Source organism: Streptomyces sp. NPDC003635, assembly GCF_053587635.1.
In genome coordinates, this window is the sequence record NZ_JBSFOK010000002.1 from 73,155 (window position 1) to 88,497 (window position 15,343).

The 15,343-nt window shown below is 71.0% G+C and carries 15 protein-coding genes; 13 read left to right on the forward strand and 2 right to left on the reverse strand.

Translation table 11 applies throughout. From position 1 onward, the window contains the following. Positions 1–43: 43 nt before the first annotated feature. The 6 genes from ACWDRW_RS02350 to ACWDRW_RS02375 all read left to right on the forward strand — a co-directional run bounded on the left by ACWDRW_RS02350 (position 44) and on the right by ACWDRW_RS02375 (position 7,439). Positions 44–940 carry a GntR family transcriptional regulator gene (locus ACWDRW_RS02350; RefSeq protein WP_451718875.1) on the forward strand — a complete coding sequence of 299 codons (897 nt, stop codon included), beginning with the start codon at positions 44–46 and terminating at the stop codon, positions 938–940. 248 nt (positions 941–1,188) lie between these two features. Next, positions 1,189–3,297, forward strand: a complete 2,109-nt coding sequence (locus ACWDRW_RS02355) for a phosphotransferase (RefSeq protein WP_451719559.1) — start codon at positions 1,189–1,191, stop codon at positions 3,295–3,297. Positions 3,298–3,372: 75 nt separating this feature from the next. Further along, positions 3,373–4,224, forward strand: a complete 852-nt coding sequence (locus ACWDRW_RS02360) for a hypothetical protein (RefSeq protein ID WP_451718878.1) — start codon at positions 3,373–3,375, stop codon at positions 4,222–4,224. A gap of 28 nt (positions 4,225–4,252) precedes the next feature. After that, positions 4,253–4,864, forward strand: coding sequence for a TetR family transcriptional regulator (locus tag ACWDRW_RS02365; RefSeq protein WP_451718881.1), 612 nt, complete (start codon positions 4,253–4,255; stop codon positions 4,862–4,864). A gap of 41 nt (positions 4,865–4,905) precedes the next feature. Beyond that, entirely contained in the window at positions 4,906–6,915 is a 2,010-nt protein-coding gene (locus tag ACWDRW_RS02370; RefSeq protein ID WP_451718884.1) for a HelD family protein, read from the forward strand. A 29-nt stretch (positions 6,916–6,944) separates the two neighbouring features. Continuing rightward, on the forward strand, positions 6,945–7,439 hold the full coding sequence (locus tag ACWDRW_RS02375) for an HAD domain-containing protein (RefSeq protein ID WP_451718887.1): 495 nt from the start codon (positions 6,945–6,947) through the stop codon (positions 7,437–7,439). On the opposite strand, the gene ACWDRW_RS02380 is transcribed toward ACWDRW_RS02375, so the two are convergent. Beyond that, positions 7,408–8,301, reverse strand: a complete 894-nt coding sequence (locus ACWDRW_RS02380; protein WP_451718890.1) for an NAD(P)-dependent oxidoreductase — start codon at positions 8,299–8,301, stop codon at positions 7,408–7,410. The two genes, ACWDRW_RS02375 and ACWDRW_RS02380, sit on opposite strands and share 32 nt — an antisense overlap. Before the next feature lie 58 nt (positions 8,302–8,359). Between ACWDRW_RS02380 and ACWDRW_RS02385 the strand changes: the two genes are divergently transcribed. From ACWDRW_RS02385 to ACWDRW_RS02415, 7 genes are all read left to right on the forward strand, one after another. Further along, a complete protein-coding gene (locus tag ACWDRW_RS02385) occupies positions 8,360–8,698 on the forward strand; it encodes a winged helix-turn-helix transcriptional regulator (protein ID WP_451718892.1) in 339 nt (112 codons plus the stop codon). 157 nt (positions 8,699–8,855) lie between these two features. Further along, the gene (locus ACWDRW_RS02390) at positions 8,856–9,776 is read left to right on the forward strand and encodes an NAD-dependent epimerase/dehydratase family protein (RefSeq protein WP_451718895.1); all 921 of its coding nucleotides are present in this window, start codon (positions 8,856–8,858) and stop codon (positions 9,774–9,776) included. A gap of 180 nt (positions 9,777–9,956) precedes the next feature. Next, positions 9,957–10,892: an RNA polymerase sigma-70 factor gene (locus tag ACWDRW_RS02395; RefSeq protein WP_451719562.1), complete on the forward strand. Its 936-nt coding sequence runs from the start codon at positions 9,957–9,959 to the stop codon at positions 10,890–10,892. Between the two features lie 132 nt (positions 10,893–11,024). Beyond that, on the forward strand, positions 11,025–11,921 hold the full coding sequence (locus tag ACWDRW_RS02400; protein WP_451718898.1) for an RNA polymerase sigma-70 factor: 897 nt from the start codon (positions 11,025–11,027) through the stop codon (positions 11,919–11,921). A 101-nt stretch (positions 11,922–12,022) separates the two neighbouring features. After that, positions 12,023–12,577 (forward strand): helix-turn-helix domain-containing protein, encoded by a 555-nt coding sequence (locus ACWDRW_RS02405; RefSeq protein WP_451718900.1) that lies wholly within the window; start codon positions 12,023–12,025, stop codon positions 12,575–12,577. Between the two features lie 91 nt (positions 12,578–12,668). Then, positions 12,669–13,349: a hypothetical protein gene (locus tag ACWDRW_RS02410; RefSeq protein WP_451718903.1), complete on the forward strand. Its 681-nt coding sequence runs from the start codon at positions 12,669–12,671 to the stop codon at positions 13,347–13,349. Positions 13,350–13,457: 108 nt separating this feature from the next. Then, a complete protein-coding gene (locus tag ACWDRW_RS02415; RefSeq protein WP_451718906.1) occupies positions 13,458–13,793 on the forward strand; it encodes a DUF2516 family protein in 336 nt (111 codons plus the stop codon). A 42-nt stretch (positions 13,794–13,835) separates the two neighbouring features. Here the strand turns inward: ACWDRW_RS02415 and ACWDRW_RS02420 are convergent, their stop codons facing one another. Continuing rightward, positions 13,836–15,107 (reverse strand): PP2C family protein-serine/threonine phosphatase, encoded by a 1,272-nt coding sequence (locus ACWDRW_RS02420; RefSeq protein ID WP_451718908.1) that lies wholly within the window; start codon positions 15,105–15,107, stop codon positions 13,836–13,838. Positions 15,108–15,343 lie beyond the last annotated feature (236 nt).

The window sequence follows — 15,343 nt, forward strand, 5'->3', positions numbered from 1 at the left end:
TGGAAGTGGTTTGCTCGTGCGGCCGAAGAGGTACGGTCGCGCTGTGAGCGGGGAACGCGGCGACGGCGTCGGCAGGGGATCGGGATCCCATCTCCTGGAGACGCTGCGCGCCCGCATGGCGAACGGCGACTACCCAGTGGGCTCGTCGTTGCCCGCGCAGCGCTCGCTCGCCGAGGAGTTCGGCGTCTCGCGCGACACCGTGCAGCGCGTTCTGCGTGAGCTGAAGAGCGAAGGGTGGGTCGCTTCCCGTCAGGGCAGCGGGACGTGGGTCAGCGAGCCGCCCATACACTCGACGACCCAGCCTCAGACCGCACCGCGACTGAGGCCGGCGCTGGGGCCGTTCATCGCCCGGGTCTTCGCCCAGCGGTCGGTGCAACTGGACGTCTTCACGCTCACCTCCGAGAGCCTCGACGCACACATCCGGGTGCAGGCCGAGCGGGTCCGTACCAAAGAGATCAGCCCCGAGCGCATCGAGCTGCGGATGATCCTGCCCGACGAATCGGTCAAGTTGCCGTACCCCCGGTCCAATCCGTCAGTGCAGGACCAAGGTGATCCGGCCGAGATCGACCGGCGACTCCAGGAGCGGCTGCACGGCATCATCCGGCGGCACACGGCCTCGCTGCGGGACGCCTTGCGGGACCTGGAGACGGAAGGGCTGGTGCCGTCGGTGACCGTCGAGGTCCGGAAGATACCGCTGGTCCCCCCGTTCAAGCTCTACCTCCTGCGGGACACCGAGGCACTGTTCGGTCCGTACAAGGTGGTCGAGCGTTCCATCCTGTTGGACGACGAGACGGAGATCGAGGCCCTGGACGTTCTGGGCCTGGGGTCGACGCTGACCCGACACGTCAATGACGAGGGCGACCCCAACTCCACCGGGTCGGTCTTCATCGAGAGCTGGCAGGCGGCCTTTCACTCCTGGTGGACCCTTCTGGCCCGCTGACTGTCCGGTCACGGTGTGGTGAAGGTCGCCGTTCTCCAGCGGCATTGGACTCAGGGACGTGTACGAAACATTAGAGTGGCTCCGCCCCATCACGGCATGGAATTCAGTTTCCTTGCATAGTTGTTCAGCAGGAGTGCCCCTTGGGTGGTCCACCAGTGCCCCGCACGCGGCCATTGCCGTACGACCAGCTCGTGCGCTATGCCCGGACCCTGGGCGAGTTCGGCCGGGGGCACCACAATCTCAACTACATGGTGCGGCCGTTGACGGAGGCGCAGCGCCGGCTCGTCGGCTGTGAGGACGGGGAGCTCTTCACGCTGCGGGAGCGGATCCGCTCGGCGCTTCCCGTGGTCATCAGGACCTGGCAGGACGAGGCGGAGATCCTCGGCGCCATCAGCAGGGTTCTGCCGCATGCGCCCCGCTGCCTGGCCCGGCGCGGCAGCGCGACCATTCTGAGCTATGTGCAGGGCGTGCCACTGTCCAGCATCTGCCCCAACGGCAAGCCGGTGGACTCCGGGCTGATCTCCGCCATGGCCGGTCTGCTCGCCGACATGACGCAGGTGGGCAGAAAGGATCTGCCGCCGCTGCCGCAGTACTGGCCCCGCTCCAGCCGGGACAGCCGGGCCTTTCTGCGGGCTCTGGCTCATGCGGCGGAGGAGCAGATCAGGCAGCGCAACTGGGAAAGGTTCGGTGGCCTGTTCGCCACGCTCGGCATTCCCGAGGACGCGATGGTGCGGTTCGCCGAGCGGGTGCCGGCGATGATCAGCCGCCCTTTCAGCCTGATCCACACCGATCTGCACCGGGACAACGTGATCGTGTCGTACCACGGTGATCCGCCGCTGATCTGCGTCGACTGGGAACTCGCCAGCTACGGCGACCCCCTGCACGATCTCGCCACCCATCTGGTGCGGATGCGGTATCCCGATCACCAGTGGTGGGAGGTGGTGGAGGCGTGGCGCGACAGCATGGCGAAGCGACGCCTCAAGGCGGTCAACGGCCTCGACCGGGACCTCAAGCACTACATCGCCTTCGAACGCGCCCAGTCCGTCTACCCGGACGTGATGCGCGCCGCGACCTCGCTCGGTGACTCCTACGACCAGCGGGACCTGGACGCGGCGACTCGTGCGGTGCACCGGGCTTTGGTGGCGGCGGAAGAGCCCTTGCGGCTCAAGAGCGTGCCGGACCAGAAGGCGATCGAGCGCATCCTCTTCCGCTGGAACGTTTCCCACGGCAAGCGGCACAGCCGCGACCGGGCGGTTTCGTCGATCTCGTGGGAGCCCGACACGCGGATGCCGCAGCATCCGCTGTTCCCCCCGTCGGCGGTGCGGGAGGCGCTGTTCGAGGAGGGCGCGGCCTCGGCGGACCGGGTGTTCAAGGGAACGGAGCACCTCAGCACGGCGGTGCGGGTGACCGGGTATCCCGACCCGGTGATGGTGCGGCGCAAAGTGGGCACGGGCAGCTCCCGGGAGCGCCGGTACCTCCACGAGCACGCGGTCCTGAGGGCGATCGAGGCGTCCGGCGTGCTGGTGCGAGCGCCGAGGGTGCTGGCGCTGGGCACGAGCGAACTCGGTGACCAGTTCACGATTCACTCCTACGAGGGGCCGAAGGGTGAGATCAGGCATCCGGACCATCCGGAGAGCGGGCTGCTGCCGCACGAGGCGGACGATCTCGTCAATCAGCTCTGCGCTCTGACGTATGTGAACTGCGAGAAGCTCGATCATCCCTTCGCGTACCGGGAGTTCTACTACGCACATCTGCGGAAAGAGCTGATCCGCATGGTCTCGGAGCTCCCCAAGCAGACCACCGACCTGGCGCGCGAACTCGGGCTGCCCAGCAGTCTCAGGCTCGGCGAGATCCTCGGCCGTCACCTGATGACCCCGCGGCGGCCCGTGCTCCTGCACGGCGACCTGAACCCGTGGAACCTCGTGCGACGTGAGGACGGCAGCGGTCTGACCTTCATCGACTGGGAGATGGCGATGGTGGGGGATCCGCTCTACGACCTGGTGCGCCATATGCACCTGACCCCGACCCTGCCTGACATCCGCACCCGGTTGTTCACCCGCTGGTCCAGGCTGCTGCCTGAAGACTGCACCAGGGGCTGGCAGAAGGACTGGCGGGTGTACCGCTGGATCGAGACCGTCCGCTCGGCCTATGTGGACCTCGACCGCCTGGTGACAGGCGACAGTCTGGAGGCCCCGAACGTCCGCCGGGCGGTGGAGAGATACTCCATGACCCTGATCGAGGCGACCGCGAACCTGGGCCTGCAGGTGAAGTCCACCGCCAACCCCTATCTTGCCCGCGCGTTGCCGCACGGAGACCATGGAGGCCCGTCGCTGCACGGGTATCCCGAAGGCACGTGACACCAGGTCGGCGTCCTTCGGCCGGGGGAGGGGCTGCGCATGTCCGGTGGTGCGAGCGGGAGGCCCGACGATGGGATGGGCGAACGGCTGAAGCGCTTACAGGCACGCTACGAGCCCACCGTCACGCGGTTGTTGCTGCTGGGCATCTTCGTCACGGGACTGACGGCCCAGTTCGTGAAGCCCGTCGGTGACGCCCTGGAGGGAAAGGCCTTCCTGGGCGGTGCGCTGCTCAGCCTGGTGGGCTATGTGCTCTACGACACCGTGAAGGACCTGGCCGCTTCGCTCAGGGCGCCGACGCGTGGACAGGTGAAGTCACGGGACCTCGGCAGGTTCGTGACCGACGCCTTCCTGGCGCGCCACGTGGAGATCAGCTTCCTCGGCTACACGGGTGAGACGCTCTACAACGCGCTCTATCACCGGCTGGAGAGTTTCCTCGACGATCCGGGTCCCACGAGGCACGTCTCGATCAGGTTCCTGGTCCCGGACTTCCGGCAGCCGATGATCGTCCCGGCCCGGGTGGGCGAGGGCGGTGCGCCGGTCGACGACGAGGAGTTCCGCAAGCGCCTTGAGGTGAAGTGCCGGGAATACGACCAGACGCTGTCCGCGATCGCGCAGCGGGTGACCATGCTCGGGCGGGTGACCGTCGAGTGCGAATACCGTTTCTACCCGGGCATACCGCGGGACAAGGTGTGCATCTTCAACCGGGAGCTGGTGCTGCACGGCCTCTACGACGTCGTCGCCCGCACCATGGGCATCGGCGCGGAACCCGAGTACTACGACCCCAAGGGCTACCGCACGGACCTCAACACCTGGTCCCGTGAGGACAGCGACGACGCCAAGGCCGCCGTGGCGACCTGGAACAAGCACTTCGACGACCTGTGGGGCCTGGCCGAGCGGCCGCCCTGGCGTCGGGGCGCGGCGGCCTGAGGCCGAGGGCGGCCCGTACGCTCGACCCATGAGCGAGACCGGCCTGCGGGAGCGGAAGAAGCGGCGGATGTACGAGGCCGTGTCGGAGGTGGCGATTCGGCTCTTTCTGGAGAAGGGGTTCGACGCCGTGTCCGTCGCGGAGGTCGCCGCCGCGGCGGAGATCTCCAAGCCGACCCTCTTCCGGTACTTCCCGGCCAAGGAGGACCTCGTCCTGTACCGGATCTCCGATCACGAGGACGAGGCCGCGCGGGTGGTGGCCCAGGCGGAGGGCGCGCCCCTCGACGCGCTGCGGCGGCATTTCCTGGAGGGGCTCGAGCGGGGGGATCCCGTCACCGGGCTCAATGACCATCCTCAGGTGCTCGCCTTTCACCGGCTGCTGTACGGGACGCCCTCCCTCGTCGCCCGCGCCCACACCCACCAGCAGCGGTCCGAGGCCGCGCTCGCCGAGGCGCTGGGCGGTGATCTGGACGCTCGGCTGGCCGCGGGGCAGATCTGCGCGGTGCAGCGGGTCCTCGCGATGGACAACTGGCGGCGGATCTCCGGTGGGGAGCGGGTGCGGGACATGCGCGAGGACGCGGTGGCGGCGGCTGACCGGGCGTTTCGGCTCCTGGAGGCAGGACTGCCGTACCTGACTCGGTAAAAAATTTAACTCGGTTACGCTTTTCCCGTAGGCTCGATGGCATGAGCGCCGCCGACCACGCCCTCCAGCACGCCCTCCGCGCCGAACGCGCCCACCACGACCGCTGCCGTGCCGCCCTCGACGCGATGGTCGCCGGGGCCGATAGCCACGTCGTCGTGGGCGAGGACGTCTCCGCGTCCGGGGCCGACGCCGAAGTCCTCGGGTACCAGCTGCGCAGCAAGGCGCGGGCGATGCGGGAACTGCCCGAAGGACCGCTGTTCTTCGGCCGCCTGGACTTCGGCGACGGTCCGCACCACGGGCAGAGCTACCACGTGGGCCGGTCGCGCATCACCGAGCATCCCTCCGCCCCACCGCTCGTCGTCGACTGGCGCGCGCCCGTCTCCCGCGCCTTCTACCAGGCGAGCGCCCGCGATCCGCAAGGCGTCGCCGTACGGCGGCGGTTCGGGTGGGCGCCCGGCAGCCGGGGCGCCGCCGCGGACCTCACCGGTCTGGAGGACGAGCACCTGGAGCGCGGGGAGTCGCGGGTCAGCGAGATCGTCACGCGGGAGATCGAGCGGCCGCGCGTCGGGCCGATGCGGGACATCGCCGCGACGATCCAGCCCGAGCAGGACGATCTCGTCCGCGCCGACCTCGCCGTATCGGTCTGCGTGCAGGGCGCCCCCGGTACCGGCAAGACGGCGGTGGGCCTGCACCGGGCGGCCTACCTCCTCTACACCCACCCCCAGCGCATCCAGCGCTCCGGCCTGCTGATCCTCGGCCCCAACCGCACCTTCCTCGCCTACATCTCCGAGGTGCTCCCGGCGCTCGGCGAGACGGGGGTACGCCAGTCGACGCTCCTGGAGGAGATCGCCCGCGGGCCGGTCACCGGCGCCGACGAGGAGCGGGCGGCCGCCGTCAAGCACGACGCCCGGATGGCCAAGGTGTTGCGCCGGGCGCTGTACGCGCGGGTGGCCGAGGAGGGGGCCGGGGCGCTGGCGGTGCCGGACGGCTCCTACCGCTGGCGGGTCGGCGAGGACGAACTCGCGCGGATCGTACGGGAGGTACGGGCCGAGGACCTGCCGTACGGCGTGGGCCGGGAGCGGGTGCGGACCCGGATGGTGGGGGCGCTGCGGCGGCAGGCCGAACGGCGGAGCGGACCCCGGCCGAATCTCTGGGTGCGCCGGATGGCGGGGGCGAAGGGCGTGGGGCCGTACGTCGACGCCGTATGGCCGAAGGCACGGCCCGAGGAGGTGCTCGCCGAACTCCTCTCGCGCTCGGAGGTGCTGGCCGCCGCGGCCGACGGGCTGCTCGACGCCGACGAACAGAAGGCGGTGCTGTGGGCGAGGCCGCCGCGGTCCTGGAAGTCGGCGCGCTGGTCCCCGGCCGACCTGGTCCTCCTCGACGAGCTGTCCGGGCTCGTCGACCATCCACAGGGGTACGGCCACGTTGTCGTCGACGAGGCGCAGGATCTGTCGCCCATGGAGTGCCGGGCGATCGCGCGCCGCGCGCCCTTCGGCTCGCTCACGGTGCTGGGGGATCTGGCGCAGGGCACGACGCCGTGGGCGGCCCGGTCCTGGGGCGCGCTGCTCGGGCACCTGGGCAAGCCGGACGCGGCCCTGGTCTCCCTGACCAACGGCTTCCGCATGCCCGTGGCGGTCGCGGAGCTGGCGAACCGGTTGCTGTCCCGCCTCGACGTGGACGTCGCGGCGGCCCGTTCCCTGCGCCGGGACGGCGAACTGACGATGCGCGAGGCGGGGGCGGCCGGCCTCCCCGAGGCGGTCGCCACCGCCGTAGGAGAGGCTCTGGCGCACGAGGGCGCCGTCGGGGTCGTCGCGGCGGACGCGGACGTACCGTGGCTGCGCGAGACCCTGACGGCGGCCGGGGCGCTGACCTGCCGGGTGACGTTGATCGAGGCCACCGCGGTCAAGGGTCTGGAGTACGACCACGTGATCGTCGTGGAGCCGGCCGCGATCGCCGCCGCCGAGGAACGCGGCCCGCACCGCCTGTACGTCGCCCTGACCCGCGCGGTGTCCCGGCTCGACGTGGTGCACGCGCGGGGGTTGCCGTTCTGAGGGCCCGCAGCCTCAGGAATCCTGGAGTGATGCTGCTCTTCCTGGACGTCGACGGAACGCTGCTGCCCTTCGGCGGCTCGGGGCCGTACCCCGAGTACGACGGTCCCGTGGCCGGGTCCGCCGCCCTCCACCCCCTCCTGGCCCGCGTCGACCCGGCGCTCGGGCCGCGGTTGGCCGGGCTCGGCTGCGAACTCGTGTGGGCCACGACCTGGATGGACGACGCGAACACCTGCCTGGCGCCCTGGCTGGGACTCCCCCCGCTGCCGCTGCTGGACTGGCCGGAGGACGCGACCGTCCCGCCGGGGCTGCACTGGAAGACCCTGCCGCTGCTCTCCTGGGCGGCCGGACGGCCCTTCGTCTGGGTGGACGACGAGATCGGGGACGCCGACCGGGCCTGGGTCGCGGACCGTTGTCCCGGGCCCGCGCTGCTCCACCGCGTCGATCAGCGGACGGGGCTGACCGACGCGGACTTCGCCGAACTGAGGCGGTGGATCAGTGGGCCTGGTGGGTCAGGAGCTGGCTGACGCGCATGAAGCCGTCACCGCCGTGACCGGCGGCGACGACCCGGCGGGCGAGGCCCTCGACGACGCGCATCAGGCTCGCGTCGATGCCGTGGGACTCGGACGCGTGCACGATGTGGGACATCGAGGAGACGGCAGAGGTGATCGGGTTCAGCTCGCCGGAGTACGTCCCCTCGTCGACGTCCGCCGCGAACTCCTCGAACAGCGGCGGCAGGATCGCCCCGATGCCCTGCGCGAAGGGGGCCAGCTCCCGGGCGGTGACGCCCTCGGCGCCGGCCACCGCGACGGCGTGCGCGTAGCCCGCCATCGCTGTCCAGAAGATGTCCAGCAGGGCGACGTCGTACGCGGCGGCCCGGCCGATGTCCGTACCGAGGTGGGTGTGGGTGCCGCCCAGCGCGGACAGGACCGGGTGGTGCCGGTCGTAGAGGTCCCTCGGGCCGCTGAGGATGAACACCGCGTCCGGCGTCCCGATGCTCGGCGTCGGGGTCATGATCGCGCCGTCCAGATAGGCGACACCGTGGTCGTCGGCCCAGGCGGCCGTGGACCGTGCGCGGTCCGGGATGTCGGCGGTGAGGTTGACGACCGTACGGCCCTTGAGGGCGTCGGTGACGTCGGCCTGGCGCAGAATCGCGTCGGAGGCGTCGTAGTTGACCACGCACACCACGGTCAGCGGGCTCGCGGCGACCGCCTCCGCCGCCGTGCCGGCGCCGGTCGCGCCACGGGCGACCAGGTCGGTGTCGCGGCCGGGGGTGCGGTTCCACACCGTGGTCCGTACGCCCGCGGCGAGGAAGGCACCGGCCAGCGCGCGGCCCATCGGGCCGAGGCCGAGGACGGTGACGGCAGACTGGTCGTCGTACGAGGACATGCTTCTTCAACTCCCATAAGCAGCGTTTTCTGAATACACGTGAACAAAAGGGGCGAGGATGACGCGCAGCCGTGCTCAGGACCTGAACGTCTGTGGAGTGACCGCCGCGATCGCGGTGATCGACGGCAAGTGGAAGACGAGCCTGCTGTGGCTGCTCGAATCAGGCCCGCTCCGGCCCGGCGAACTGCGCCGCAGGCTGCCGGGGCTCAGCGAGAAGGTGCTGACGCAGGCGTTGCGCGAGATGGAGGAGGACGGTCTGGTGCACCGCGAGGTGCATGACGTCCTCCCGCTGAAGACGGTCTACTCGCTGACCGGCTTCGGCCGTGAACTCTCCGAACTCCTCGGTCCCCTCTCCGACTGGGGCCACCGCCGTCTGGAGCGGCTGGCGGCTTCCTGATCACCTGCGTCCAGACTCGCGGCTGCGGTGAGCGCTGCCAAGTACCCACTTTTTTGTGGGTACGCGGGGCGCGGAGGCAGCCGGGCGTGTCACAGGCGGGCGGCCTGACTCGTCTCGTGGGTGAGAGGCGGTTCCCGGGACAGGGAAGGTGAGGGTCATGCGGGTGTTCGTGGCAGGCGGGGCCGGGATGCTGGGGCGGCATCTCGTGCCGCAGCTGGTGGCCCGTGGGCACGAGGTGACCGCGACCACGACCAGCGCGGCCAAGCTGGTCGTGCTGGAGCGGCTCGGCGCGCGGGCGGTGGTGATGGACGGTCTGGACGCGATGTCGGTCGGTGAGGCGGTGGCCTCGGCCCGCCCCGACGCGATCGTGCACGAGATGACCGCGATCGCCGGGAAGCCCGACATCAAGCACATGGACCGCTGGTTCGCCACCACCAACCGGCTGCGCACGGAAGGCACGGACCATCTGCTGGCCGCCGCGGAGGCGACCGGTGTGCCGCATGTCGTCGCGCAGAGCTACGGCGCGTGGAACGGCATCCGTGCGGGCGGCTGGGTCAAGACCGAGGACGATCCGACGGACCCGCTGACCGGCACCCCGGCCGAGCCCGTCATGGCGGCGGTACGGCACTTGGAGGAGGCGGTCACGAAGGCGGGCGGTGCGGTGCTGCGGTACGGCGCGTTCTACGGCGCCGGCGCGACCGACGACCAGGTGGCGCTCGTTCGGAAACGGCAGTTTCCGCTGGTCGGGCGGGGGAGTGGGTACTGCTCCTGGATCCATCTGTCCGACGCGGCGAGCGCGACCGTACTGGCGGTCGAGCGGCGGGCGACCGGGGTGTACTCGATCGTCGACGACGAACCGGCCCCGGCGGCCGAGTGGCTTCCGCACCTGGCCGCGTGCGCGGGCGCGAGCCCGCCGATGCGGGTGCCGGTCTGGCTGGCGCGGCTGCTGGCGGGCGAGGTCGCGGTGGTGATGATGACCGAGGGCCGCGGCTTCTCCAACGCCAAGGCGAAACGGGAACTGGGCTGGAAGCCGCGGTATCCGTCCTGGCGGGACGGGTTCAGGGAGGGGCTGGCGTGAGGGGACGCGTGGGATGGCCGGGGTGGGTGGACGGCGGCGTGGACGGAGTGGTCGGGGGGTCGGCCGGTCGGGGTGCTCGGGCTGGTCGGGCTGGTCGGGTTCGTCTGGTCGGTCGGGGTGCTCAGGGTGGTTGCGTCGGTCGGGGTGCTCAGGGTGGTCGGTATGGACGGGGTGGTCGGTGTGAGGCGTGGTGAGGAGTTCGAGGAGCTGCGGCCGCTGCTGTTCGCCATCGCCTACCGGATTCTCGGCAGCGTCAGCGAGGCGGAGGACGCCGTCCAGGAGGCCTGGCTGCGCTGGGAGGCGGTGGCGACCCGCCCGGCGTCGACGAAGGCGTACCTGTCGGCGGTGGTCACCCGGATCTCCATCGACGTGCTGCGTTCGGCGCGGGTGCGCCGGGAGGCGTACGTCGGGCCGTGGTTCCCCGAGCCCCTGCTGAACGACCCGTACGAGGACCCGGAGCGCTCGGCGGAACTGGCGGACTCCCTGTCGATGGCGGCGCTGGTGCTGCTGGAGCGGCTGTCGCCACTGGAGCGGGCGGTGTTCGTGCTGCGGGAGGTGTTCGGGTTCGGCTTCCCGGAGATCGCGTCGGCGGTGGACCGCTCGGAGGCGGCGTGCCGTCAGCTGGCGGTACGGGCACGGCGGCACATGGAAGCCGGGCGGCCCCGGTTCGAGGCGGACCGCAAGGAACGCGAGGAACTGGCGGAGCGCTTCTTCGACGCGTTCCGGGAGGGGGACGTCGACGGTCTGCGGGAGCTGTTGGCCGGGGACGTGCAGATGGTCGGCGACGGTGGTGGCAAGGCTCCGCAGTGGGCGCGGGCCATCTCGGGCGCCGAGAACGTGTCCCGGCTGCTCGGCGCGCTGGCGCATCCCTTCCTCCGGATCGGCGTCACGGCCGAACCACGGGACATCAACGGCCAGCCGGGCGTGCTCTTCCGGGACCGCGACGGCAAGGTCATCAACATCATGGCGCTGGACATCGCGGACGGCCGCGTCCGGACGATCCGCTCGGTGATCAACCCCGAGAAACTGACGCATCTCGGCCCGGTGGCGGACGCGTGGGCGGTGATGCGCGAGGCGAACAGGGCGCGGCGGGAGGAGGCGGAGGAGAGCCTCTGACGGCGCAGGGTGCTCCACCGCCCCACCCCCGAGTGATCCGAGTCACGTACTGTCACAGGTCTCCGGTGGGCGGTGTCTCAGGGGTGCCGAATGCCTGGGCCAGCGCGGGCGCCGACAGGGGAGAGTGCGGGTATGAGTGATCACGTCACCGACGCGGCGACCGAGGTGTTCGTCGCCCACCGGAATCTGCTCTTCACCGTCGCCTACGAGATGCTCGGCTCGGCGGCCGACGCGGAGGACGTGCTCCAGGAGACCTGGATGCGCTGGGTCGACCTGGACCTGGAACAGGTGCGTGACCATCGCGCCTACCTCGTGCGGATCACCACCCGCCAGTCCCTCAACCGGCTGCGCAGCATGAAGCGCCGCAAGGAGGCGTACGTCGGCCCGTGGCTGCCCGAGCCGCTGCTCACCTCGCCGGACGTCGCCGAGGACGTCGAACTCGCCGAGAGCGTCTCGATGGCGCTCATGCTCGTCCTGGAGACCCTCGCCCCGACGGAGCGCGCCGTCTTCGTCCTTCGCGAGGTCTTCGACGTCGGCTACGACGAGATCGCCACCGCGCTCGACAAGACACCCGCCGCCGTACGCCAGATCGCCCACCGCGCCCGTCGGCACGTCGAGGCCCGGCGCCCCCGCGAGGCCGTCTCCGCGAGCCGGACCCGCGCCGCTCTCGACTCCTTCCGGCGCACCCTGGAGACCGGCGACCTCCAGGGCCTCCTCGACATCCTGGCCCCCGAGGTCGTCCTCATGAGCGACGGCGGCGGCCTCAAGCAGGCGGCCGTACGCCCGATCGTCGGCGCCGACAAGGTCGGCCGTTACGTCCTCGGCGGCCTCGGAAAGGCCCAGGTCACGATCGCCTACGAGCCGACCCTGATCAACGGCCACCCGGCCTTCGCCCTCAGCGTGGACGGCGTGACCGACGGCATCATGGCCATCCGCTTCGAGGACGACCGCATCACCGGCATCTACTACGTCCGCAACCCCGAGAAGCTCACCCACATCGACGCGGAGACCCGCCTCACCCTGCGCTGAACACCCGCCGGACCGACCGGACCTGACGCCGGGACATGACGTGGCACACTTTTGCAAGCGGCTGCTTGCAATAGTTAGCGGGGGTGGGGCAAGGTGGGGGTATGGCAACGCTCAACGTCGGCAATCTCGGTGAGTACCTGCGCGAGCAGCGGCGTAACGCCCAGCTCTCGCTGCGGCAGCTCGCCGATGCCGCCGGGGTGTCCAACCCGTATCTGAGCCAGATCGAGCGCGGGCTGCGCAAGCCGAGCGCGGAGGTGCTGCAGCAGGTCGCCAAGGCGCTGCGGATCTCCGCCGAGACGCTGTACGTGCGGGCCGGGATCCTGGACGCCGAGCGGGATCGGGACGAGGTGGAGACGCGCGCCGTCATCCTCGCCGACCCCACGCTGAACGAGCAGCAGAAGCAGGTGCTGCTCCAGATCTACGAGTCCTTCCGCAAGGAGAACGGCTTCGGGATCGCGACGGCCGAGGAAGCGACGACGCTCACCGGTACGGACGCGGACACCGGCGCGGACGCCGACTCCGGCGGCTCCGGCAACGACGCCGACCACGGCGGCTCCGGCAATGACGCCGACGCGGCCGGCATAGCCGATGTGAAGGACACGGAAGACCCGTACGACCCACCGCACCCGCAGGAGCCGCGGCGGTCGGCCGGCTGAGCCCGGCAACCGGCCGTCGTCGCACCGGGCCTGCGGGAACGCACCCACAACACACCCTCATCTGCCAAGCGACCCCGGGAGGACCATCACCATGGCCATCACCGACGACCTCCGCAAGACCCTGAGCGACCCGACCCCCCTCTACTTCGCCGCCGGCACCGCCGACCTCGCCTTCCAGCAGGCCAAGAAGGTCCCGGGCCTGGTCGAGCAGCTGCGCACCGAGGCCCCGGCCCGGATCGACGCCGTGCGCAACACCGACCCGAAGGCCGTCCAGGAGAAGGCCGCCGCCCGTGCCAAGGAGGCCGGCGCCCGCGTCAAGGAGACACAGGAGACCCTCCAGGCCCGGGTCAGCGAGTTCATCAACACCCTCGACGGCGACCTGAAGAAGCTGGGCACCACCCTCGACGCCGACCTGAAGAAGTTCGGCGAGAGCGCCCAGGACCTCGCGCTGCGCGGGGTCGGCGTGGCCGCCGAGTACGCGGTCAAGGCCCGCGAGACCTACGAGAAGGTCGCCGAGCACGGCGAGCAGGCCGTGAAGACCTGGCGCGGCGAGGCGGCCGAGGGGATCGAGGACATCGCCGTGGCGGTGGAGCCGAACCCGGAGCCCGTCGAGGTCAAGGAGGCGGACAAGCCCGCCGAGGTCAAGTCCGCGCAGGCCACGCCCGCCGACGACAAGCCCGCCGCGACGGCGGCTGCGGCGAAGAAGCCCACGGCCAAGAAGACGGCCCCGCGCAAGACGACCGCCAAGAAGTCGACGCCGCCGGCGAAGTAAGCGGCGACGGTCCATGGACAGGCCGGGCACCTCTGGGGTGTCCGGCCCGTTCTACGGGTACGGTGACCGCGTAGGGACGAGCCGAGTCGGGTGGTGGACGTTGTGCTGATGCAGGGCTTCGCAAACTTCATGTGGCTGCTGAGCATGGCCCTGATCATTTTCAGCGGCTTCGCGCTGATCGACGCCGCCACGCGCCGGGAGGACGCCTACCGCGCGGCCGACAAGAAGACCAAGCCGTTCTGGCTGATCATCCTCGGCATCGCCTTCGTGGTGAACCTGCTCTTCCCGATCCTGTCGTTCCTACCGATCATCGGCCTCATCGCGACGATCGTGTACATGGTGGACGTACGCCCCGCGATCCGCAGCCTCCCGGGCGGCGGCCGCAACACCCGCAGGGGCTCGAGCAGCGACGGCCCCTACGGCCCCTGGAACGGCGGGCGGTAGTTCCCGCCCAGCGGCGGCTGAGCGCCCCGTGAGGGGCGCCGTTCAGCCCACCCGATCCAGCAGCAACACGGCCACGTCGTCCGTCAGCTCGCCCCCGTTGAGATCCCGCACCTCGTTGACGGCCGCGCTCAGCAGCGCCTCGCCGCGCAGCCCCTCGGCTATCTGCCGCCGGACCATCGACACCATGCCGTCCTGGCCCAGCCGCTCGCGCCCCTCACCGATCCGCCCCTCGATCAGGCCGTCGGTGTAGAGCATCAGGCTCCACTCGGCGCCGAGCTCCACCTGCATCCGAGGCCACCGGGCCCCGGGCAGCAGCCCGAGCGCGGGACCGTTCTTGTCGTACGGCAGAAGGCGCGCCGCCCGCCCGGGACGGGCCAGCAGCGGCGCCGGATGCCCGGCGAGGCACAGCCCGGCCCGTCGGCCGTCCGGCGCGATGTCCACCGTGCACAGCGTCGCGAAGATCTCGTCGTCCGCCCGCTCGTGCTCCAGCACCTGCTGCAGCGTGCCCAGCAGCTCGTCCCCGCACATCCCGGCCAGGGTCAGCGCCCGCCAGGCGATCCGCAGCTCGACCCCGAGCGCGGCCTCGTCCGGGCCGTGCCCGCAGACGTCGCCGATCATGGCGTGCACGGTGCCGTCGGAGGTCCGTACGACGTCGTAGAAGTCACCGCCGAGCAGGGCGCGGGAACGTCCCGGCCGGTAGCGCGCGGCGAAGCGCAGTGGGGAGCCGTCCAGCAGGGGCGTCGGCAGCAGGCCGCGCTCCAGGCGCCGGTTCTCCTGGGCCCGCACCCGGCCCTCGGCGAGCCTGCGCTCGGCGGAGTCGGAACGTTTCCGCTCCACCGCGTAACGGATCGCGCGGCTCAGCAGCCGGCCGTCCAGCTCGTCCCGGAGGAGGTAGTCCTGGGCGCCCGCGCGGACGGCGTCGGCACCGCGCTCGGCGTCGCCGGAGGCGGTGAGGGCGAGGACGGCGTGCCGGGGCGCGAGCTCCAGCACGTGCCTGAGCACGGCGAGCTCGTCGCTGTCGTCGCTGCGGCCCGGCGCGGGCAGCGCCAGGTCCAGCAGGATGCAGTGGACGTCGTCGGTGAGCAGGCGCTCGGCCTCGGTGAGGTTGCGCGCGCTGCGGACGCGGATCGGCCGGCCCGCCCAGTCGAGCAGTTCGGGCAGGACCGTGGAGCCGCCGGGATCGTCCTGGATCAGCAGCAGCGTCAGGTTGGTGTGAGGGCTTTCCTTGGAGGTGACGCCGGCTGCGGGCGCCACCTGCGCCTGACCACTCTCCACGGCCGGGATCGCTCTCTGCCGCGGTACGGGTACGGGCATCGTCTTGGGTTCCTTCCCTCCCCCCGAGGGCATGGCGGGGACGAGGGACCTCGACCCACCGACGGGGACCATAGCGGTAGTGGGCACCGCAAAGGAATGGTGCAGGCCACGCCGTTCGACGGGTGGCCACTGTCATATGCCGCGTTCCGTATCGCAGTTGGGCAGGCCGACGGGGCGCCGGGGATGACGAACGTCACGTCCGCCCCGGGTTTGGGGCGCCGTTCGGCGTGCACTGC